A 21,505-nucleotide genomic window follows, 5' to 3' on the forward strand; every position below is an offset into this window, starting at 1 on the left:
CGGTCTCGTGGGCTCGGAGATGTGTATAAGAGACAGAGGATTGGCGGTGTGAGCCCGCTTTCTTTGCTTACTTTCTTTGCGGCGGCAAAGAAAGTGAGTGCCGCCCCGCACAGGGGCAACGCCCGCGCCGCGAGGCGCATCGCGGATGCCAGCGCAAAGGCAAAAAGCACCACCACAAACAAAGCCGTCGCAGACAAAAACCGCATCGCGGATGCAGGCGGCAAGCCAAAAAACCAACCAGCGTCGCAGACAAAAAAAAGCAACTCACGCCTTCGTCGTCACTTCCCGCTTGCCCCGCACGATCTCATCGCCGGCATTTGGCGACAACCGCCTGGTAACGGGAATCGACGCAAACGAACACAACCCGACCACCAGAAACGCCGGCCAGAAATCCGACCATTGCAGTGCCGAGTGACCATGCAAGGCCCGCGTGATCTGCAGCGCGATGCCCGCAACCGTCACGCCGAGGCCGAGCGAAATCTGCTGCACGACACTACCGAGGCTCGTCGCCCGGCCCACGTCGCGGCTTTCGATTTCGGCGTACGTCATCGAATTGAGGCTCGTAAATTGCAGCGCGGGGAAGAAGCCGCCGAGCAGCACGATGACCCAGATGAGCCACGTCGGCGTGCCCGGAAAGAACACGCCGCACGCGGCAATCGCGATGCCCGAGCAAGCGGCGTTGTACATCAGCACCGTGCGAAAGCCGTAGCGACGCAACACGGTGGCCGCGAGCGTGCGCATGAAGATGCCGCCGAACGCCGACGCGCAGGTGATCAGCCCCGATTCGAACGCGCTCATGCCGAGCCCTTCCTGCAGCACGAGTGGCAGCAGAAATGGCACGGCGCCAAGACCGATGCGAAACAGCGACCCGCCGAGCACGCTCGCCTGAAAGGTCGGCACGCGGAAAAAACGCAGATCGAGCAGCGGACGCTCGGCACGCCGCGCGTACAGCACATAGACGCCGAGCATTGCGGCGCCGACGAGCGTCATGATGACGGCGGTGGTACCCGTCACGAGTTCGCCGTCGGTGAGCGACAGTCCCAGCAGGAACAGCGACGCGCCGCCCGCCGACAGAATGAAGCCCGTCCAGTCGAGCGGCCCGGGATGCGGCTCGCGTGTGTTCTGGATGTACTTGTTGGTAAGCCAGATGCCGAGAATGCCGACGGGAATATTGATGAAGAAAATCAGCCGCCAGTGCAGATACGTCGTGATGAAGCCGCCGAGCAGCGGCCCCGCAGCGGGCCCGAGCATCGCGGGCACGCTCAGGTAGTTCATCGCGCGCACGTACTCGGAGCGGTCCACCACACGGAAGATGATGATGCGCCCGACGGGCACCATCATCGCGCCGCCCACGCCCTGAATGAAGCGCGCCACCGTGAAGGGCGCGAGCGACGTCGACGCCGCGCACAGCAGTGAGCCTACGACGAAAATGCCGATTGCCGTGCGGAACACCGAGCGCGCGCCGAAGCGGTCGGCGAGCCATCCGCACACGGGGATGAACACGCCGAGCCCGAGCACGTAGCTGGTGACGGCGATTTTCAGCGTGACGGGGTCCCGGCCGAACGCGCGCGCCATTTCCGGCAGCGCAGTGACGATGACGTTCGCATCGACGCTCTCCATGAACATCGCGCAGGCGACGATGATGGGAGCGGTAAAAGCCTTGAGGGCAGGCGGCACGGGCGGCGAGCGATGTAAGTGACCGCTGATTATTGCATAGCCCGTCCCGCGAGCGCCACGACGTTGTGGCTGCAACGGTGCGGCTTACAACACGGCAAGCCAGCCGCCATCGACGTAGATAATCTGCCCGTTCACATAGCTCGATGCCGCCGACGCCAGATAGACGGCCGTGCCGACGAGTTCCTCCGGCTTGCCCCAGCGCTGCGCCGGGTTGCTGCTCTTCACCCACGCGTCGAACGATGCATTGGCGACGAGGGGCGCGTTCATGTCGGTGAGGATGTAGCCGGGGCCGATCGCATTCGCCTGAATGTTGTGAGCGGCCCACTCGGCGCTCATCGCGCGCGTGAGCATCTTGATGCCGCCCTTGGCCGCCGTGTACGCGCCGACCGTTGCGCGCGCCGCTTCGCTCGTCAGCGAGCCGATGTTGATGATCTTGCCGCCCGCGCCGCGTGCGATCATCCGGCGCGCCGCTTCCCGGCCGACGATGAACGCCGCCGTGAGATTCGTGTCGATCACGCGCTGCCAGTCGGCGAGCTTCAGATCCACGAGCGGCTGCCGGAACTGGATGCCCGCGTTGTTGACGAGGATGTCGACGTGGATGCCCTCGCTGTCCCAGTGCTCGAATGCGGCGCTGACGGCGGCTTCGTCGGTGACGTCGAATGCGCGGCCGATCGCACGTTCGATTGCACGCTCGATCGCGCGGCCATTTGCGCGGTCGTTCGCGCGCTGCGCTGGGGGCAGTTTTGCATTGAGCGCGGCGACGGCGTCCGCGACGGCCTGCTCGCGCGTGCCGTTGATGATCACGCGCGCGCCCGCCTGAGCGAGTCCTTCGGCGAGCGCAAGGCCGATGCCGCGGGTCGAGCCCGTCACGAGAGCGGTGCGTCCATCGAGGTCGAAAAGTGACGGCATGCGGGTTCCTTCCTCCATGTGACGTTGTGGCGATGAGGCGACGTGGCGATCCCGCAGGATACGCGATCGCCCGTAGCGGTGCTTTGGTGCGCGGCATCGGCCTCACGGCGCGCGCTGATTTGAAAGGGATGCTGGCATCCCATCATCGATGGATTTTGCGCGGATGTTATGGATCAAACATTAGACGGCGTTGCCGGTGCGGGCCGCCGTGGTCGAGAAAGGGCGCTGATTGGTCCCGCGGCGCGGCATCGCCCACCGCACCGCGCTCGTCGGTGAGGGCGAAAGCCCGGCGGAGTGCATCATGAAAGATCTGCGCGAGAAGCGAAACGAGACGCTTGGCATCACCGTGTTTATCGTCGTCGTCGTATGGCTGCTGATTGCGGCGATCATGTACAGCTCAATCACTGAAAAGCGTGGGTTCAAGCTCGATAATTCCGCGGCTATGACGGCGTCTGCTGCATCGGCCGTGGCTGCAGCCGCTGCGGCGGCGAACGCGGCAGCGAATGAGGGGGCGAATAGAGCCAAGAGCGCTTCGCAGTAAAAATCCGTGCGATGCGGAAAGCTTGCGCGAAAGCATCCGTCCCGTTCATCAGCGCGATGAAGTCCGCACGGTATTCTGGTTCGACGAAATCAATGAGTGATCCTCGAATCGTCCGATCGCCCGTGTCGTGCTGCTCATGCAGCGCATTTCCGGCGAGTGAAACCCCAATGGTCCGCTATGCGCTCGACGCCGAAGCGGACGAGGCCTTGCCATCCGCGTGGCTTGTGTGATGCCGCGCATATTCGACCGCTTCGATCAGCACAGGTGCGATTTCGCCGACACGTTCGCGCGGAATCCTTATCTCGACCCATTCGCGCATCGCCGAGCGCCCATACGGCTGGAACGCGAACGCGCGGCCCGCGTTGACGAGCATCGCGGCGCGTTCGGCGGGCAGCTTGATGCCGATCCCGCTGCCATACACGCACAGCGCCAGATGCGAGCCGACGAACACGGCAGGGCAGCCGAACATCGTGCCCTCGCGCACGGAAGGGTCATTGTCGTGGACGCAAGCGAACACCGCTTCGAACAGTCCGACATCGTGCAAGAGTCTTGGCTCTGTCTTCATCGCGATTCTCCTGATATCGGCATGCCGCGCGAAACTGCCGTTGCGCCGCATCGCGTGTCGAAAAGCGTCTGCGTGTTCTGTTCTGTGTCCGTACGCGCCTGTTTGCACGTCGTCGAGAGGCCCGTGCGTCGAGGCCTATGCGCCCGTGTGAAGCAGATTACGCGCTTTCAGGGAACGTCGCCGCCGAGCACCTCGAATTCGACCGGGCAGCGCGTGTAGAAGAGCGGCACGCCGCCGTGCCGCAAGCGATCGAGCAGCGCATCGATGCGCGCGTCGTCGCCCGCGAGCGTGACGGCGCGCGGCTGGTCGGCGAGTTCGAGAAAACGCGCAGCGTGATATTTGCCGTGCAGGTCGATGCATTCGCTGATTTCGATGACTGTCGCGCCGTGAAGGCCCGCCTGCTGCGCCTCGTCGAGTATCCAGTCGACGGTGCTCTTATGGTGCTTGCACGGGCCGGTGGTTGCCGCGTAGACGGTTAGCTGGCTGCCTTGCATCGCCGACTCCCTGTGCGTCGCGCTGACGGATGCGAACCATTATCGCGCTGCATGAGCCGGCGCGACAGTCTCGCGAGAGCGGGGCTCATTGCAGCAGTCGAAGCACGCAAGCGGATGCGGCAGTGCGTCATCCATCGCCGCGCTCGCCGACCCGCGCATTTGCTCGTGCGCGAGCGGATCGTTCACAATGAAGCGCTTCGATACTCCGGGTTGCCGACATGACCAACAACAAAACGGATGACGTTCACCACGCTGCAACGCAAGGCTATACGAAGGGCGCGGACACCTACGCGAAAGGCCGCCCCGACTATCCGTCCGAACTGGCGGGCTGGCTGACCGGCGATCTTGGGCTCGGACCCGGCAAGATCGCCGTCGATCTCGGCGCGGGCACGGGCAAGTTCACGCCGCGCCTGATCGAGACGGGCGCGCAGGTGGTGGCCGTCGAGCCCGTCGCGCAGATGCGCGCGCAGCTCGCCGCTGCGCTGCCGCAAGCCGACGTGCGCGAAGGCACGGCGCAATCGTTGCCGTTCAGCGATGCCTCTGTCGATGCCGTGCTTTGCGCGCAGTCGTTCCACTGGTTCGCGACGCGCGAGGCGCTCGCCGAGATTCGCCGCGTTCTGAAACCCGGCGGGCATCTCGGACTCGTATGGAACGTGCGCGATGCGCGCGTCGACTGGGTTGCGCGGCTCGATGCGATCGTCAGCGTGCGCGAGGGCGATGTGCCGCGCTATCACACGGGCAAATGGCGCAACGCGTTCCCGTTCGAGGGCTTCACGGAACTCGAAGAGCGGCACATGCCGCATGGGCATACGGGCTCCATCGAGGATGTGATCGTGAAGCGCGTGCACTCGACGAGCTTCATTCTCGCGTTGCCGCCCGATCAATGGGCCGAAGTGGAAGGCGAGGTGCGCGCGCTGATCGCATCGGAACCTGCGCTGGCATCACGCGATGTCGTGACGATGCCGTACGTCACCCATGCGGTTCGCGCGACGCGGATCGGCTGAAGGATCGGCTGAAGGGATCGACCACGACGCGATCGACAGAAAAGGCCCACGCGGGCGGCGCGAAACACGATAAAACGCGATGCCTAGTGCTTGCGCACGAGGGCATCGACGAGCGCGAACGCCGTCTGCCTGAGCTTTTTCGGATCGCCGTAGATGCGCTCCATCACCGCGATGCCGCGCGTCGTCGTGACGATCAGGCTGGCCGCCTGCTGCGGCGGCATCGTCAGTTGCGCGCGCGCTTCCTTCGTGTCGAGCACGGCCAGCAGCGCCGCCTCCAGCGCGTCGAGCATGGTCCGCAAGGCCTCGCGCAGACGCGGCGACTCCGGCTCGATCTCGACGGCCGTCTTTGTCGACAGACAACCGCGCGTAGGCGAGCCCTGCGTGATCGAACGGATCGCGAACGTAAAGAACGACGTCAGCGCGTCGTGCGGATCGGGCTTGTCGAGCGCCTTGCGCGCATCGGCGACGAAGCGTTCCGCATAGCGCTCGAACACGCGCATGAAGATTTCTTCCTTGTCGCCGTATGCGTTGTACAGCGAGCCGCGCTGCACGCCCGTGGCCTCCGCGAGATCGAGCATCGACGTCGCGCGATAGCCCTTGCGCCAGAAGACGTCCAGCGCCTGCACGAACGCGTCGTCCTCGTTGAATTGACGAACTCCTGCCATGTTTTCCCTCAGTCTCAGTCGTGGAATGGCTCGAGACATTATTTTGACACCAATGGCTAGAATGCACAAAAGACGCCCGCGCGCGTGCGTGATGACCGCGCGCTCGACGGGCTGCCACGGATCGATATGAAAGTCGCCTTGAGGGCGGTAAACGCCCTCGGGACGCGCGACGATCAGATCCGTCTGTCGAGTCAAGGTTGTCTCCGCGTTGTTTCGGCATTGTCTCCGCGAAAAGCCTGGCTCGCGTGAGCGAGGGGCGTGCGCGCGCCGGCATCGGCGCACTCGCGCGATCGGCGAGTGCGCGCATCGTAGCGCTTTGGCGCGAGCGCTGATCCAAAGAGACACCGCTGAAAACGAAGCGCCCCGGCATCGTGATGACGTCGGGGCGCCCGTTCGATCCATCGAGCGTGGACCGCGTATCGATAGGCCGTTACTGGCTGCCCTCCGAGCGGATGTCCGGCTCCTGCGTCGTGCCCGGCTGGGACATCGTGCCGTTGCTCGACGAGCCGTTGTACGAACGGTTCATGCCCGAGCCTTGCGGCGATGCGCCCGTGCCCGTGCCCATGCCGCCGCCCGTGCCCGTCACGCCTGGCGAGCCGTAGCCGCTGTCATTGGTGGTGCCGCGCGGCATGCTGTTGACGCCCGCGCCAGGGGACGCGACGCCGCCTGCGCCGCCCGCGTTGCCGCCGCCTGGGCCGACGCCGTTGCCGGCCGCGCCGCCGCCTGCACCCGCGGTTCCGTTACCGGCACCCATCTGCGCATACACGCCGCCGGATAGGGCCATGATCAGGGCAGTAGCAAGTACCTTCTTCGTCGTGCTTTTCATCGTCTAACCTCCAGAGGTTGGATTGATCATTCCGAGTCGGTGCTGTCGACCCGCCCGTCCCTTTTATTGCGCAAGCACTGTGCCGCGCAGTGCCGTTGCGCGTGCGTGTACCGCGTGTCACATGCATGCGGCGGCGTCGACGACTATCAAGGCGTGAGCGACGTCGAGAAGGAACATATCGCGCTCGCGTACCAGTTCGAACTCGGCAAGGTGACGAAGCCCGAGATTCGCGCGCGCATCGTCAACGAAATCCTCGCGAACTTCGATGCGGATCTCGCGGCGACGCCGCTGCTGATCGCGCCGACGCTCGCCGCGATCGACGGCATCAACGCCGAAGCGACGATCGCCGGCACGCCGTCGATCATGTTCGACGGCGTCGTGGTGCGCGGCGATGAGCAGGGCGCGAAGACGCTCGCGCAATCGGGCGACGCGCGCCACTTCGTGCTCGAAGCGTTCCGGCATCTGATGGCGATTGCGGCGCTCGGCGCGGGCAAGGAACTGCTGAACGCAGCGCATCTGCCCGATAAGGCCGATGGTGTATCGACGCGCGATGACGTCGATGCGGCGCTGAAGCCGTTTGTCGATGCCGTCGGCCAGCATCTCGTGTGGTCGCGCAAGAAGTCGGCGGAATCGGTGCTGGCTTGATCGACATTCGTGCGCCTTGGGCGCGCGTTCGAAGTAAAGCGCCGTTGCTGTGACTGTTGCAGCAACGACGCTTCGATTTTCAATCAACGGTATTCGTATTCGACGGACGCACGATCCAGCACGCGCGCGCGAGTGCTAGCGACGCGTCGAGCGCGAACCCTCGCGCTCGACGGCCTGCAAGCGCCAGAAGCCCGCAACGGGATCGGCGCACGAGTGCGAGATCCACGTCGCCTGGCCTTGCGCCGACGTCATGTTGCCGTGCCGGTCGACGCGCACGCCGTACAGCGTCACGAGTGGCTCGTCCGTGCCGCGCGCACAGCGAGACGACGTGCCCGTCCTCGCGCATCTCGCCCGATGACGGTAATTCGACGCCGCGTCGGTCGTGAGACGTCCACGCGTGGTTCAGCGTATCGAGCCACAACACCGCGTAGTCGTGATTGACGGTGGGGTCGGACGTATTGATCAGGATCGACAAACGCATGTGGCCTCCGGGCAGGCCAAGGGCTTTCGCCGTTTGCAGCAACGGCTGTTCCAGGAAGCATGCGACGCATGCGATTGCGCCGCAGCAAGGCGGCGCGGCACGGCGTGCCGGATGGCGCGCGGCGATGCGCCTGTACAAAGTGCAAGCGCCGTGATCGTTTTTACGCGCTACCTTGAACCGGCTACCTCAGGCGATCCTCTGCGCAAAAAAACGTACACTTGGACTAGCGGAAAGTGGGGTCCGTCGTGCATTGCAGCAATCACGGACGGTCTGCCATCTGCTTTGCATCGGACCAGAGTAGGGCATCGGACAAGAGTAGGGACACAGGAGACAGCATGGATCTTTTCATGTCGATGGAGGCGTTCGTGCGGGCCGCCGAGGCCCAGAGTTTCGCGAGCGCCGCGCGCCAGCTCGGCGTGGCGAAATCCGTCGTCACTTCGCGCGTGAAGCAGCTCGAAGAGCACTTCGGCGTGCCGCTCTTTCATCGTTCGACGCGCGCCGTGCGTCTGTCGGAGCTCGGCGAGACGTACTATCGCGAGTGCGCCGAACTCGTCAACAAGGTCCACGACCTGTCGGGCCGCTCGATCGAGCAGCACGAGTCGCTCGCGGGCACGCTCAATGTCCACGTGCTGCCCGGCTTCGCGCTCGGGCATTTCTCGCAGGCGCTCATCGAGTTTCGTGAGAAGCATCCGCGCATCGAGTTCGTCGTGACCGTCAACGATCGCGTGATCGACCCCGTGCAGGAAGGCTTCGATCTCGCGTTGCAGATCTATCCGCCCGCCTCGAACCTGCTCGTCGAAAGAAGGCTGTTTCCCGTGCGCGGCGTGCTGTGCGCGGCGCCCGGCTACCTGAAGGAAGAACCCGTGATCGAGACGCCGCTCGATCTGCTGCGGCACGACTTCGCGCGCTACTCGTACTATCCGTGGGGCGACAAGTGGCCGCTGATGAAGGGCAACGAATGCTTCGAGATCGCGCTGAACCCGGTGCTGAAGACGAACAGCGTGCATCTGCTGCTCGAGTTCGCGCGCGCGGGCGCGGGCGTCGTCTATTTGCCGACGATGGTCGCCGCCGCCGATCTGCTCGAGCGCCGGCTCGAACGCGTGTTGCCCGACTATGCGGCGCCGCCGTTGTGGCTGTCGGCCGTGTACCCCGCGTCGCATCGTTCGACCGCGAAGGTGAAGGCGTTCGTCGACTTCCTGCGTGCCCGCTATCTGCGCGAGCCGCAATGGGACAGGGCGCTCGGCATCGTCGCCGATGACGACGACATGAAGAGCGTCGGCGAAGAACTGGCCGACCAGTAGCCCGATGCCCCAGGTACTTCCCCTGGGGTCTTTTACTCGCACCCGGCGTTCTGATTTGCCGAACCTCGGATCATTGCCGTTGCGCTTCCCCGCACTTACTCTTGCGTCCATGGAAACACGCACGACGTGTCGAAGATCAACGGAGATCCAAGGAGGCAATCATGCAGCAGACCTGGTTGGCGAGTCTCGACAGCTACCGTAAAGGCTCGATCGAAATCATCAAGGGCAAGCCCGAACACTATGCGATGTCGAACGTGTTCGAAGTCGCGAGCCACGCCGCGCCGTACGAGAAGATCGTCGTCGGCAAGAACCTCAAGTACGTGATCGAGACGCTGCGCGCCGAAGGCACGTCGCCGTGGTTCACGGCTTCGCACGACGAGTTCTGCGTCGTGATGGACGGCGAGATCGACGTGCACTTCATCAAGCCTTCGGACGGTCCCCTCGTCGATGGAGAGACGGAAGGCAGCGTGCGGCTCGAAGGCACGCCCTCGGGCAAGAGCATGGGCTTCGTGCGGCTGCGCCGCGGCCATCAGGCGCTGCTGCCCGCAGGCGCCGCATACCGCTTCGAAACGGCAGGAAAGGGCGTGCTGCTCGTGCAGACCATTCTGGGCCGCTACTCGGTCGAGAAGTGGCAGGACATCTGCATTCAATAACCCGTCACGCACATTCTCTTTTCTGGAGCAGATCATGAGCACCGTCAACACACTGCAAAACATCTGCGCGAGCGAGCCGGATGCTGTCACGGGTTATCGCACGTTCAAGCTCGGCGATTTCGAGTTCTCGCGCGACGCGTATTTCGTTACCCTCAAGTGGCCTGCGAAAGGCCAGCAGCGCTCGCATCAGATGCACGCCGACGACTTCCTGCGCGCGATGATGCGCGACGTCGCATGGGGCTTCTTCTACGGCTGGGTCAACTTCGACGAAGTGATCGGCACGCGCAATCACTACGGCAAGGTCGACATGTATGCGGGCGCCTATAACGCAAGCTTTCGCGACGCAGGCGTCGATCATGTGCAGCAGTTCGACACGCCCGTCATCATGGCGACGTTCAAGGCGATCCTGAAGGACTGGGTCAACGAAGGCTTCGATCCGTTCGCGGCACCGGAAGAAACGGGCTCCGCATTCGGCGCGAAGCATGGCGACAACGTGGCCGCGATCGAGCGCACCCGCATCGCGACGAAGCGCATGCCCGGACTCGAAGGCGATTCGCCGCTGCGCGACGACTTCCCCATCAACCGCCAGTTCGCCGACGTCGTGCAGGACGAGCCCGAGATTCACGCCGCGCCGGGCTTCGAAAAGGAACTGCACGCGTTCAACCTCTTCAAGTATCTGTCGCGTTCGGATGTCACGTGGAATCCGTCCGTCACGTCGGTGTGCAAGCAGAGCCTCTTCTGCCCGACCACGGAAGAATTCGTGCTGCCCGTGTTTCATGGCAACGACCGCGTCGAGTGGTTCCTGCAACTGTCGGATCAGATCATCTGGGATGTGGCCGACAAGGACACGGGCGAGCCGCGCGCGCGCATCACGATGAACGCCGGCGACATCGCCGCGATGCCCGCCGACATCCGTCACAAGGGCTATTCGCAGAAGCGTTCGATGCTGCTCGTGTGGGAGAACGCGACGCCCGATCTGCCGAAGCGGTATGAGAGCGGCGAACTGCCGCCTTACCCGATCCAGTTCTAAGCACTTCCGACTGTCCCCGATCGTGCAATGGACGGCGCCAGGACACTGGCGCCGCGGGGACGCTCACGCCCAAACGTCTCATCGAGCAGGACTGACATGCAAACGCAACTCTTCATCGACGGCCGCTTCGTACCATCGCTCAGCGGCGAAACACTCGCGACGCTCAACCCTCACGACAACTCCGTGATCGCCGACGTGTCGATGGCAAATCACGCCGACATCGATCGCGCAGTGGCCGCGGCGAAAGCGGCGTTTCCGAAGTGGAGCAACCTCGCGGCCGCCGAGCGCGGCCGTCTGCTGCTGAAGCTCGCCGATGCGATCGAAGCGAACGCGGACAGGCTCGCGCATCTGGAATCGATCGACACGGGCCATCCGATTCGCGACACGCGCTATCTCGACGTGCCGCGCACGGCCGCCACGTTTCGCTATTTCGGCGGCATGGCCGACAAGTTCGAGGGCTCGGTGATTCCTGTCGAGCAGGGCTTTCTGAACTACCTGACGCGCGAGCCTGTGGGCATCGTCGGACAGGTGGTGCCGTGGAATTTCCCGCTGATGTTCACGAGCTGGAAGATGGCGCCCGCGCTCGCCGCCGGCAACTGCGTGATCATGAAGCCCGCTGAACTCACGCCGCTGTCGAGTCTCGCAATCGCGGAACTGATGGCCGAAGTGGGCTTTCCCGCGGGCGTCGTCAACATCCTGCCGGGGCTCGGGCACGTGGCGGGCCAGTACATCGCCGAGCATCCGGAGATCGGCAAGGTCGCGTTCACGGGCTCGACGGCCGTGGGGCGCAAGATCGTGCAGGCGTCGAGCGGCAACCTGAAGAAGGTGCAGCTCGAACTGGGCGGCAAGGGCGCCAACATCGTGTTTGGCGACGCGAATGTCGATGCTGTCGTGCAGGGTTCCGCGTTCGGCATCTTCCACAACCAGGGCCAGGCGTGCATCGCCGCGTCGCGAATGATCGTGCACGAATCGATCGCGGACGAAGTGCTCGAGAAGTTCGTCGCGCTCGCCCGCACGATCCGCATCGGCGATCCGCTTGATCCGACGACGGAAATGGGCCCGCTCACGTCGCGCCAGCATCGCGACCGGGTGCTGTCGTATGTCGATGTCGCGCGCGAGCAGGGCGGACGCGTGATCGCGGGCGGCAGGTCGCCGGACAACGCGGCGCTCGCGAACGGCTGCTATGTCGAGCCGACGATCGTCGAAGCGAAGCCGACCGACCGCGTCTCGCAGGAAGAAGTGTTCGGCCCGTTCATGACGGTGACGACGTTCAGCACCGACGAAGAAGCGCTCGCGATTGCGAACGGCACCGAATACGGCCTCGGCGCGGGCCTGTGGACGCGCGACCTGCAACGCGCGCATCGGGTCGCACGCGAGATTCACAGCGGCATGGTGTGGGTCAACTGTTACAAGCGCGTGAGCCCGGGCTCGCCTTTCGGTGGCGTGGGCGCGAGCGGCTACGGACGCGAGATGGGCTTCGAAGCGATGCGCGAATACACGCAGGCCAAGTCGGTGTGGGTCAACGTGGATGCGCAGATTCCCCCTTATTTTCCGCGCTAAGGCGCATTTGCACACACACGCCATGAAACCGTTCGTCTATCAGGGCTTGCCTTCGCGCGTCGTATTCGGCGTGGGCAGCCTGGATCAACTGGATCGCGAGATCGAACTGCTCGGAGCGAAACGCGCGCTCGTGCTCGCGACGCCGCAACAGCGCGCGCAGGCCGAGCAGCTTGCGGGGCGCATCGGGCCGCGCGCAGCGGGCGTGTATGCCGAAGCCGTGATGCATGTGCCAATCGAAACCGCGCGCGCCGCACGCGATGTCGCGGCGCAACTCGGCGCCGATTGCGCAATCGCGATCGGCGGCGGCTCGACGACGGGGCTCGGCAAGGCGATCGCGCTCGAAACGGCGCTGCCCATCATCGCGATTCCGACGACCTATGCCGGTTCGGAGATGACGCCGATCTACGGCCTCACGGACGGTGGCGTCAAGAAGACGGGCCGCGACCTGCGCGTGCTGCCGAAGACGGTGATCTACGATCCGTCGCTGACGGTGTCGCTGCCGCCCGCGCTTTCGCTGACGAGCGGCATCAACGCGATCGCGCACGCCGCCGAGGGTCTCTATGCGCAAGACGCGAATCCCATCACGAGCCTGATGGCGGAAGAGGGCATCCGCGCGTTGGGCGAGGGTCTGCCGGGCGTGATCGGCAAGCCCGACGATCTCGATGCGCGCGGCGCGTGTCTTTATGGCGCGTGGCTGTGCGGCGCGGTGCTGGGCAGTGTCGGCATGTCGCTGCATCACAAGCTGTGCCATACGCTCGGCGGCACGTTCAACCTGCCGCACGCGGAGACGCACACCATCGTTTTGCCGCACGCGCTCGCATACAACCGCGACGCGGCGCCTCACGCGATGCAGCGGATCGCGCGCGCACTGCATGCGGACGATGCCGCGCAAGCCGTATTCGACCTCGCGCGCGACCACGGCGCGCCGACCGCGCTGAAGGACATCGGCCTCAAGGAGGCGGATATCGACGTCGCGCTGGAGCTCGCATTGACGAGTCCCTACTGGAATCCGCGCCCGGTGGAACGCGAGCCGCTTCGCGCGTTGCTGCGCGATGCATTCGAAGGGCGAAGGCCCGGATAGCGCGGCGATACATAAACGATACACACCGCGATACGCACACATATAAAAGCAGGAGACAGCAATGGATGGAGATCTCATCGACGGAGGAAGACGCCGCTTCGTGCGCCTCGCCGCGGGCGGCGCGCTCGCCGCTACGGCGCCGATGTTCTCGCCGCTCGTGTTCGCGGCGGGTACGCGCACGCTGAAGATCGGTTATGTGTCGCCGCAGACGGGGCCGCTCGCGCCGTTCGGCGAGGCCGACCGCTTCACGATCCAGCAGATGCAGGGCGCGCTGAAGAACGGCGTGACGATCGGCGGCAAGGTCTACCCTGTGTCGATCGTCGTGAAGGACAGCCAGTCGAATCCGAATCGCGCGAGCGAAGTGGCGAACGATCTGATCCTGAAGGACAAGGTCGACATCATGCTCGTCTCGGGCACGCCCGAAACGGCGAACCCCGTCAGCGACGCGTGCGAGCTGAACGAGATGCCGTGCGTGTCGACGGTGGTGCCGTGGCAGCCGTGGTTCTTCGGACGCAAGGGCGATCCGAAGAAGGGCTTCAGCTACACGTATCACTTCTTCTGGGGCCTCGAAGACGTGATCGCCGTCTACACGGGCATGTGGCAGTCGGTGCAGACGAACAAAAGCGTCGGCGGCCTCTTTCCGAACGATGGCGACGGCAACGCTTGGGGCGATGCGAAGCTCGGCTTTCCGCCCGTGCTCGCGCAAAAGGGCTTCACGTTGAAAGACCCGGGCCGTTTCCAGAGCATGACGCAGGACTTCTCCGCGCAGATTTCCGCGTTCAGGCAGTCGAATGCGCAGATCGTGACGGGCGTCGTGATTCCGCCCGACGCGAAGAACTTTCTCGTGCAGGCGCGTCAGCAGGGCCTCAAACCCAAGGTCATTTCGATCGGCAAGGCGCTGCTCTTTCCGACGTCGATCGAAGCGCTCGGCGATCTCGGCGAAGGGTTGTCGACGGAAGTGTGGTGGTCGCCGTCGCATCCGTTCAAATCGTCGCTGACGGGGCAGAACGCACGCCAGGTCGCCGACGAATACGAGCGCGTCACGTCGAAGCAATGGACGCAGCCAATCGGCTTCGCACATGCGCTCTTTGAAATCGCCATCGACTCGTTCAGGCGCGCGAAGGACATCGACTCGAACGAAGCGATCCGCGATGCGGTGGCGTCGACGAAGCTCGATACGCTCGTCGGTCACGTGGCGTGGGGCAATGGGCCCGTGAAGAACGTCGCGAAGACGCCGCTCGTCGGCGGTCAATGGGTGAAGGGGCAGAAGCACCGCTTCGATCTCGCCATCGTCAACAACCAGCTTGCGCCTGCCGTGCCCGTCAGCGGGCCGCTCAGGCTGATCGCGTGACAGCGCATCAGCGGCATCACGAGGAGAGTTGCGATGAGCGCATTGCTCAGACTCACGAACGTATCGAAGCGTTATGGCGCGCTGACGGTGACGGATGCGATCAGCTTCGAAGTCGGGCGCGGCGAGACGTACGGCATTCTCGGGCCGAACGGCGCGGGCAAGACGACGCTGTTCAATCTCGTCAGCGGCGACGCGAAGCCCGATGAGGGCACGGTCGAGTTCGACGGCGCCGACGTCGGGCATCTCGCGCCGCATCGCCGCTGCGCGGCGGGCATCGGCCGTTCGTATCAGGTGCCGCGTCCGTTCGGCGGCATGACGGTGTTCGAGAACCTGCTGGTCGGCGCGCGTTTCGGCGGCGCGCTCGACGAACGCGCGGCCTGCGATGTGTGCGTCGACGTGCTGGAGCGCACGGGCCTGAAGCGCCGCGCGAACCAGCTGGCGGGCACGCTCGCGCTGCTCGATCGCAAGCGGCTCGAACTTGCTAGAGCGCTCGCGACGCAGCCGCAATTGCTGCTGCTCGACGAAATCGCGGGCGGCCTCACGCAAGGCGAGACGCATGAGCTCGTCGACGAAATCCGCCGCGTGAAGGAGCACGGCGTGACGATCGTGTGGATCGAGCATGTCGTGCATGCGCTGCTCGCGGTGGCCGATCGCCTGCTCGTCATCAACTTCGGCCGCAAGCTGGCCGAGGGCGCGCCCGCTGCCGTGATGGACGACCCCGAAGTGCGGCGCGTGTATCTCGGACTGGAGGCGTGACATGGCGGCACTACTGCAGACGCATGGGCTCACTGCGTTCTACGGCGATTTTCAGGCGCTGTTCGGCGTCGACATCGACGTGCAACCCGGTGAAGTGGTCGCGCTGATCGGCTCGAACGGCGCGGGCAAATCGACGTTTCTGAAAGCGCTCGCGGGGCTGACGAAAGCGAAGCGCGAGCAGATCGTCTATCGCGGCGAAGCGATCGGCGGCATGCCGGCGGCGAGCATCGTCGGCAAGGGCATTGCGCTCGTGCCCGAAGGGCGCAGGCTCTTCGCGAGTCTTTCCGTCGAGGAGAACCTGCTGCTCGGCGCGTATAGCGGGCGGCCCGGACGCTGGAATCTCGAAGCCGTCTACACGCTGTTCCCGGCGCTGCGCGAGCGGCGGCATCATGCGGCCACGGCGTTGTCGGGCGGACAGCAGCAGATGGTCGCGATCGGCCGCGCGCTGATGAGCAATCCCGATCTGCTGATGTGCGATGAGCTGTCGCTGGGGCTCGCGCCCGTGATCGTCCGCGAGATCTACGCGGCGCTGCCGGACATCGTGTCGGACGGCATGAGCGCGATCGTCGTCGAGCAGGACGTGCAGCTCGCGCGGCGCGTGTCGTCGCGTTTCTATTGCTTCCAGGAAGGGCGCATATCGCTGTCGGGCGTGTCCGCCGATGTCTCCGACGAAGCGATCACGCAAGCCTATTTCGGAGTGGCCGCATGAATACGCTCGCCAATATCGTCGTGCAAGGCGTGCTGCTCGGCGCGCTGTATGGTCTGTTCGCGATGGGCCAGTCGCTCGTGTTCGGCGTGATGCGGCTCACTAATACGGCGCACGGCGACTTCATCGTGCTGCTCGTGTTCGTGCTGTTCGCGCTGACGAGCCTGCTGCATGTGCCGCTCGCGCTGTCGCTCGTACTGTTGCTCGTGATTGCATTCGGCGCGGGATACGCGGTGCAGTACACGGTGCTCAACCGCGTGAGCAGCCGCGATCCGCTGCCTTCGCTGATCGTCACATTCGGGCTGTCGATCGTCATTCAGAACGTGTTGCAGCAACTGTTCTCCGCCGATCCGCGCTCGATCGCAACGGGTAGTTTCGAAGCGCAGAGCGTGACGTTCGCGGGCATCACGGTTGGCTATCTGCCGCTCGTGACGCTCGGCGCGACGATCGCGCTCGCATTCGCGATGCAGTGGCTCTTCGGACGCACGCCGCTTGGCCGCGCCTTTCGCGCAACTTCCGACGACCGCGAGATCGTCCAGCTGATGGGCGTGTCGTACCGGCGTACTTACGCGCTCGCGATGGGCATCGCGTTCGTGCTGATCGCGGTGGCTGCGGCACTGTACTCCATGCGCACGGCCGTGTCGCCGACGGATGGTCCCGCGCTGCTGCTGTTCGCATTCGAGGCTGTGATCATCGGCGGCATGGGATCGTTCTGGGGCACGTTTGCGGGCGGCATGGCGCTCGGCATCGCGCAGCAGGTCGGTTTCTATTTCGATCCGGGCTGGGGCATCTGGTTCGGCCATATCGTGTTCCTGTGCGTGCTGGTCGTGCGGCCGCAAGGCCTGTTGCCGAAAACGGCATGAGAGGGTTGTCATGACGATGCATCTGAATCAGGCGCGTGCGTTCGAAGTCCATCGTGCGACGCGCGCGAGCAAGGTCACACTGTTCGCGTTGCTGGCATTCGCCGTCGCGGCCGCAAGCGCGCCGTGGTGGGCGGGACGCGAGGCATTGCACGATTTCGTGCAGCTCGCCGCGTATCTCGTGTTCGCGATGATGTGGAATCTGCTCGCGGGCTATGGCGGCATGGTGTCGATCGGGCAGCAGGCGTTCTTCGGCCTGGGCGGCTATGCGATGCTCGTGCTCGCGAACTACTGCGGCGTGTCGCCGTTTCTCGCGGTGCCGCTCGGCGCGCTGATCGCGACGTTGGCCGCCGTGCCCGTGTCGATGATCGCGTTTCGTCTGGAAGGCGGATACTTCGCGATCGGCACATGGGTGATCGCGGAAGTGTTCAGGCTCACGTTTGCGAATATCAGCGCGCTCGGCGGTGGCTCGGGCACGAGCCTCACTGCGCTGCGTGGCATTCCGCGTGTGCTGCGCGAATCGCTGACGCTGTGGCTCGCGCTTGCGATCGTCGCGGCGGCGATCGGTCTGCTGTATCTGTTCCTGCGTTCGCGAGCGGGCCTTGCGTTGACGGCGATGCGCGACAACGCGGTGGCGGCGAGCAGTCAGGGCGTCGACGTGAAGCGCGCGCGGCTCATCGTCTATCTGGTGTCCGCGTGCGGCGCGGCGCTCGCGGGTGGCCTGTACTTTGTCGGCAATCTGCGCATCTCGCCGGATGCGGCCTTCTCCGTCAACTGGACGGCGTTCGGCATCTTCATCGTGCTGATCGGCGGGCTCGGCACGCTCGAAGGGCCGGTTGTCGGCGCGCTGATTTTCTTTGTGCTGAACAAGTTTTTGTCGGACTATGGCACCTGGTATCTGATCGGTCTCGGCGCGCTGGCCATCGTCGTGACGATATGTTTCCCGCAGGGGTTGTGGGGCTACGTTTCGCAACGCCTGCATCTGCAGTTGTTTCCCGTCGGGCGGCGCGTCGTGTTCCGCGATGCCGCCGCGCCGCGTCAGCAACCGCTGCCGGACGAGGTCGAGCAGGCGCTCGATCCGCATTCGACCAACGCACATCGAGCGTGAGGACATCATGAGCGAGACAACCATCCAGCGCGCGGCCGATCGCGCGGTTCATCCCGTCACCGAAACGGTGCTGGCAACGCTTTCCGGTTGCGGCGATGCGCGCCTGAAGGAAATCATGTGGGCGCTGATCCGGCATGTGCACGCGTTCGCCGAAGAAGTGCAGTTGACGGGCGACGAATGGCGGCGCGGCATCGACTTTCTCACGCAGACAGGCAAGAAGTGCGACGGCATTCGTCAGGAGTTCATTCTGCTGTCGGACACGCTGGGCCTGTCGATCATGCTCGATGCGATTCATCGCAAGCAGGATGTGACGGAGTCGGCGCCGACGGAGAACAGCCTGCTCGGGCCGTTCTACCGGGAAGGCGCACACGACGAAGCGTATGGCGCAAACATCGCGCGCACGGAAGGCGAGCCGGCGCTGTTTCGCGGGCGGCTCATCGACGAGACGGGCAAGCCGGTGCCGAACGCGCTGATCGAAGTATGGGAGACGGCCAACAACGGCATGTACGAAGGCCAGGACCCGGACCAGCCGGAGAGCAATCTGCGCGGCCGTTTCCGCTCGGGACCGGACGGCGAATACGCGTTCCGCTCGATCAAGCCGACGCCGTATCCGATTCCGACGGATGGTCCCGTCGGGCGGATGCTGCTCGCCGTCGGCCGCCATCCGATGCGGCCCGCGCATGTGCACTTCCTGATTCAGGCGCCGGGCTACGAGACCATTACGACGGCGCTCTTCAGCTCGGATGATCCTTACGTCGAATCGGATGCCGTGTTCGGCGTGAAGTCTTCGCTGGTCGTCGAGTATGTGAAGAACGAAAGCGCGGCCGATGCGAAAGAGTGGGACTTGCCTAACCCGTTCTTCGACGTGCAGCGCGATTTCGTGCTCGTGCGTTCGCAGGAAGCGGCGCGATGATGACTGCCACGGTGTTGTGTCCGCTCGATGACATTCCCGATGGCGGCGGCAAGGAAATCGCATGCAGCGGCGCCGACGAACGCGCGGGCAAGCCTGCGATCGTCGTGCTGCGGCGTGGCGACGACGTATGGGCATACCGCAACATGTGCCCGCATTTCTCGATACCGCTCAACTACGAAGCCGACACATTCTGGACATACGAAGCGGAGCACCTGATGTGCGCGCATCACAGCGCGATGTTCCGCTTCGAAGACGGCGTGTGCGTCGACGGGCCGTGTCTCGGCGCGGCGTTGACGCGTGTGCCCGTGCGAATCGAAGCGCGCATGGTCGTCGAGGAAGATGCGGACGACAGCGACGGTGTTTGACAATTCAACGTCGATTTACCGCGCAAGAGCGGCAGATTGAGCAGAGTAGCGGCGTTTCGCAGCGGCATCTGCTATCGTCGCGTCTATGCAACCCATCATCTCGGTTTCGAATTTATCCAAGACATACGCATCGGGTTTTCAGGCCCTCAAGCGTATCGATCTCTCCATTCGCAAGGGCGAAATCTTTGCATTGCTCGGGCCGAACGGCGCGGGCAAGACCACGCTTATCAGCATCATCTGCGGGATCGTCAATGCGAGCGAAGGCAGCGTGACGGTCGACGGCCACGATATCCGCGGCGACTATCGCGCCGCGCGTTCGCTGATCGGCCTCGTGCCGCAAGAACTGACCACGGATGCGTTCGAAACCGTCTGGGCGACGGTCTCTTTCAGCCGGGGCCTGTTCGGCAAGCCGAAGAACCCGGCGTACATCGAAAAGGTCTTGCGCGATCTCTCGCTTTGGGAAAAGCGCAACAGCCGCATCATTCAACTGTCGGGCGGCATGAAGCGGCGCGTGCTGATCGCGAAGGCGCTGTCGCACGAGCCGCGCGTGCTGTTCCTCGACGAACCGACGGCGGGCGTCGACGTCGAACTGCGCCGCGACATGTGGAAGCTTGTCCGATCGCTCAGCGCGAGCGGCGTGACGATCATCCTGACCACGCACTATATCGACGAAGCCGAAGAGATGGCCGACCGCATCGGCGTGATCAACGGCGGACAGATCATGCTCGTCGAAGAGAAAGCGGAGCTGATGCGCAAGCTCGGCAAGAAGCAGCTCACGCTGCAACTCGAAGCGCCGCTCGCGAGCGTGCCGGCCGCGCTTTCGCAGTATCGCCTGGAACTCGCGAACGACAACAGCGAGCTCATCTATACGTACGACGCCGAGCGCGAAAAGAGCAGCAGCCTCGTTGCGCTGCTCAACGATCTGAGCGAAGCGGGCATCCGCTTCAAGGATCTGCACACGACGCAAAGCTCGCTCGAAGACATCTTCGTGAGTCTCGTGCACCGCAAACAGGAGGAGAACGCGTGATGAACCTCCATGCTATCCGCGCGATCTATCGCTTCGAAATGGCGCGCACGGGGCGCACGCTGATGCAGAGCGTGATCGCGCCCGTCATCTCCACTTCGCTCTATTTCATCGTGTTCGGCTCGGCGATCGGCTCGCGCATCCGCGAAGTGGAGGGCATCAGCTACGGCTCGTTCATCGTGCCGGGGCTCATCATGTTGTCGCTGCTGTCGCAGAGCATTTCGAATGCGTCGTTCGGCATCTATTTCCCGCGCTTTACGGGAACGATTTACGAACTGCTGTCGGCGCCCGTGTCGTACGTGGAGATCGTCATCAGCTATGTGGGCGCGGCCGCGACCAAGTCGATCGTGCTCGGCCTCATCATTCTCGCGACGGCGGGCCTCTTCGTGCCGCTGCAAATCCAGCATCCGTTTTGGATGATCCTCTTTCTCGTGCTGACGGCCGTCACGTTCAGTCTGCTCGGATTCATCATCGGCATCTGGGCCGACAACTTCGAGAAGCTGCAACTCGTGCCGCTGCTCATCATCACGCCGCTGACGTTCCTCGGCGGCAGCTTTTATTCGGTCGCGATGCTGCCGCACGGATGGAGAGTGGTGACGCTGCTGAACCCGATCGTCTATCTGGTGAGCGGCTTTCGCTGGAGCTTCTATGGGCTCGCGGACGTGAGCGTCGGCATCAGCCTCGGCATGACGGCGATCTTTCTGTGTGTCTTTCTTGCCGTGATCGCGTGGATTTTCAAAACGGGCTATCGTCTGAAGTCGTAGTGCGATGAATGCCGTCGGCGCGCGATGCGCAGGCGTGAAAAAGCCGGGCATTGCATGCGCAATGCCCGGCTTTTCGTTTCTGCCTTCCTTGCTGGCTCGATCAGCTAAAGAGCTTGATCGCCTGCAGCAGCGTGTTCACCACGCCCCACGTCAGCGGAATCAGCACGTACAGCCAGAACACGGCGAGCAGCCCCTTGTTCGTCGGATGAGCGGTTTGCGTCGACAT

General features: G+C 64.1%; 24 protein-coding genes and 2 pseudogenes. 17 read left to right on the forward strand and 9 right to left on the reverse strand.

Annotated elements, in window-relative coordinates; all coding sequences use genetic code 11:
- The 3 genes and pseudogenes from BN2476_RS50115 to BN2476_RS41160 form a co-directional block, all read right to left on the reverse strand.
- A pseudogene (locus BN2476_RS50115) lies at positions 1–263 on the reverse strand (hypothetical protein); the annotation flags it as partial.
- Between the two features lies 1 nt (position 264).
- Positions 265–1,707, reverse strand: coding sequence for an MFS transporter (locus BN2476_RS41155; protein WP_268958027.1), 1,443 nt, complete (start codon positions 1,705–1,707; stop codon positions 265–267).
- 54 nt (positions 1,708–1,761) lie between these two features.
- Positions 1,762–2,586, reverse strand: coding sequence for an SDR family oxidoreductase (locus BN2476_RS41160; RefSeq protein ID WP_087739913.1), 825 nt, complete (start codon positions 2,584–2,586; stop codon positions 1,762–1,764).
- A gap of 301 nt (positions 2,587–2,887) precedes the next feature.
- Between BN2476_RS41160 and BN2476_RS41165 the strand changes: the two genes are divergently transcribed.
- On the forward strand, positions 2,888–3,127 hold the full coding sequence (locus tag BN2476_RS41165) for a hypothetical protein (RefSeq protein WP_087739914.1): 240 nt from the start codon (positions 2,888–2,890) through the stop codon (positions 3,125–3,127).
- A gap of 175 nt (positions 3,128–3,302) precedes the next feature.
- Here the strand turns inward: BN2476_RS41165 and BN2476_RS41170 are convergent, their stop codons facing one another.
- On the reverse strand, positions 3,303–3,692 hold the full coding sequence (locus BN2476_RS41170) for a hypothetical protein (RefSeq protein WP_087739915.1): 390 nt from the start codon (positions 3,690–3,692) through the stop codon (positions 3,303–3,305).
- 167 nt (positions 3,693–3,859) lie between these two features.
- A complete protein-coding gene (locus BN2476_RS41175) occupies positions 3,860–4,186 on the reverse strand; it encodes a DUF190 domain-containing protein (protein ID WP_087739888.1) in 327 nt (108 codons plus the stop codon).
- Positions 4,187–4,404: 218 nt separating this feature from the next.
- On the opposite strand from BN2476_RS41175, the gene BN2476_RS41180 reads away from it, so the two are divergent.
- Positions 4,405–5,190: a class I SAM-dependent methyltransferase gene (locus BN2476_RS41180; RefSeq protein WP_087739889.1), complete on the forward strand. Its 786-nt coding sequence runs from the start codon at positions 4,405–4,407 to the stop codon at positions 5,188–5,190.
- An 83-nt stretch (positions 5,191–5,273) separates the two neighbouring features.
- Here BN2476_RS41180 and BN2476_RS41185 read toward each other — a convergent pair whose 3' ends face one another.
- Both BN2476_RS41185 and BN2476_RS46865 read right to left on the reverse strand, forming a co-directional pair.
- A complete protein-coding gene (locus BN2476_RS41185; RefSeq protein WP_087739890.1) occupies positions 5,274–5,855 on the reverse strand; it encodes a TetR/AcrR family transcriptional regulator in 582 nt (193 codons plus the stop codon).
- Positions 5,856–6,285: 430 nt separating this feature from the next.
- Complete coding sequence (locus BN2476_RS46865) at positions 6,286–6,681, reverse strand: hypothetical protein (protein WP_087739891.1); 396 nt, start codon at positions 6,679–6,681, stop codon at positions 6,286–6,288.
- Between the two features lie 114 nt (positions 6,682–6,795).
- On the opposite strand from BN2476_RS46865, the gene BN2476_RS41195 reads away from it, so the two are divergent.
- Entirely contained in the window at positions 6,796–7,326 is a 531-nt protein-coding gene (locus BN2476_RS41195; protein ID WP_235851202.1) for a catalase, read from the forward strand.
- A gap of 135 nt (positions 7,327–7,461) precedes the next feature.
- On the opposite strand, the pseudogene BN2476_RS49600 reads toward BN2476_RS41195, so the two are convergent.
- Positions 7,462–7,807 (reverse strand): annotated as a pseudogene (locus tag BN2476_RS49600) (DUF3564 family protein).
- A 335-nt stretch (positions 7,808–8,142) separates the two neighbouring features.
- On the opposite strand from BN2476_RS49600, the gene BN2476_RS41205 reads away from it, so the two are divergent.
- From BN2476_RS41205 to BN2476_RS41270, 14 genes are all read left to right on the forward strand, one after another.
- Entirely contained in the window at positions 8,143–9,108 is a 966-nt protein-coding gene (locus BN2476_RS41205; RefSeq protein ID WP_087739893.1) for a LysR family transcriptional regulator, read from the forward strand.
- Positions 9,109–9,269: 161 nt separating this feature from the next.
- A complete protein-coding gene (locus BN2476_RS41210) occupies positions 9,270–9,761 on the forward strand; it encodes a cupin domain-containing protein (protein WP_087739894.1) in 492 nt (163 codons plus the stop codon).
- Between the two features lie 34 nt (positions 9,762–9,795).
- Positions 9,796–10,791: a hydroxyquinol 1,2-dioxygenase gene (locus BN2476_RS41215; RefSeq protein ID WP_087739895.1), complete on the forward strand. Its 996-nt coding sequence runs from the start codon at positions 9,796–9,798 to the stop codon at positions 10,789–10,791.
- 96 nt (positions 10,792–10,887) lie between these two features.
- A complete protein-coding gene (locus BN2476_RS41220) occupies positions 10,888–12,351 on the forward strand; it encodes an aldehyde dehydrogenase family protein (protein WP_087739896.1) in 1,464 nt (487 codons plus the stop codon).
- A gap of 22 nt (positions 12,352–12,373) precedes the next feature.
- Positions 12,374–13,432, forward strand: coding sequence for a maleylacetate reductase (locus BN2476_RS41225; RefSeq protein ID WP_087739897.1), 1,059 nt, complete (start codon positions 12,374–12,376; stop codon positions 13,430–13,432).
- 61 nt (positions 13,433–13,493) lie between these two features.
- Positions 13,494–14,783: an ABC transporter substrate-binding protein gene (locus tag BN2476_RS41230; RefSeq protein WP_087739898.1), complete on the forward strand. Its 1,290-nt coding sequence runs from the start codon at positions 13,494–13,496 to the stop codon at positions 14,781–14,783.
- A 33-nt stretch (positions 14,784–14,816) separates the two neighbouring features.
- Positions 14,817–15,539, forward strand: coding sequence for an ABC transporter ATP-binding protein (locus tag BN2476_RS41235; protein WP_087739899.1), 723 nt, complete (start codon positions 14,817–14,819; stop codon positions 15,537–15,539).
- A gap of 1 nt (position 15,540) precedes the next feature.
- On the forward strand, positions 15,541–16,248 hold the full coding sequence (locus BN2476_RS41240) for an ABC transporter ATP-binding protein (protein ID WP_087739900.1): 708 nt from the start codon (positions 15,541–15,543) through the stop codon (positions 16,246–16,248).
- Positions 16,245–17,108, forward strand: coding sequence for a branched-chain amino acid ABC transporter permease (locus BN2476_RS41245; RefSeq protein ID WP_087739901.1), 864 nt, complete (start codon positions 16,245–16,247; stop codon positions 17,106–17,108). Before BN2476_RS41240 ends, BN2476_RS41245 begins: the two co-directional genes overlap by 4 nt.
- Positions 17,109–17,118: 10 nt before the next feature.
- The gene (locus BN2476_RS41250; protein WP_087739902.1) at positions 17,119–18,213 is read left to right on the forward strand and encodes a branched-chain amino acid ABC transporter permease; all 1,095 of its coding nucleotides are present in this window, start codon (positions 17,119–17,121) and stop codon (positions 18,211–18,213) included.
- Positions 18,214–18,220: 7 nt separating this feature from the next.
- A complete protein-coding gene (locus BN2476_RS41255) occupies positions 18,221–19,126 on the forward strand; it encodes an intradiol ring-cleavage dioxygenase (RefSeq protein WP_087739903.1) in 906 nt (301 codons plus the stop codon).
- On the forward strand, positions 19,126–19,491 hold the full coding sequence (locus BN2476_RS41260) for a Rieske (2Fe-2S) protein (RefSeq protein WP_218274602.1): 366 nt from the start codon (positions 19,126–19,128) through the stop codon (positions 19,489–19,491). Before BN2476_RS41255 ends, BN2476_RS41260 begins: the two co-directional genes overlap by 1 nt.
- An 85-nt stretch (positions 19,492–19,576) precedes the next feature.
- The gene (locus BN2476_RS41265; RefSeq protein ID WP_087739905.1) at positions 19,577–20,518 is read left to right on the forward strand and encodes an ABC transporter ATP-binding protein; all 942 of its coding nucleotides are present in this window, start codon (positions 19,577–19,579) and stop codon (positions 20,516–20,518) included.
- Positions 20,518–21,279 carry an ABC transporter permease gene (locus BN2476_RS41270; protein WP_087739916.1) on the forward strand — a complete coding sequence of 254 codons (762 nt, stop codon included), beginning with the start codon at positions 20,518–20,520 and terminating at the stop codon, positions 21,277–21,279. The genes BN2476_RS41265 and BN2476_RS41270 overlap by 1 nt, the downstream gene beginning before the upstream one ends.
- A 100-nt stretch (positions 21,280–21,379) precedes the next feature.
- Here BN2476_RS41270 and BN2476_RS41275 read toward each other — a convergent pair whose 3' ends face one another.
- The gene (locus BN2476_RS41275; RefSeq protein WP_087739906.1) at positions 21,380–21,505 is read right to left on the reverse strand and encodes an MFS transporter small subunit; all 126 of its coding nucleotides are present in this window, start codon (positions 21,503–21,505) and stop codon (positions 21,380–21,382) included.

Origin of the sequence: Paraburkholderia piptadeniae, from assembly GCF_900007165.1 — a bacterium.
GTDB classification, from domain to species: Bacteria; Pseudomonadota; Gammaproteobacteria; order Burkholderiales; family Burkholderiaceae; genus Paraburkholderia; species Paraburkholderia piptadeniae.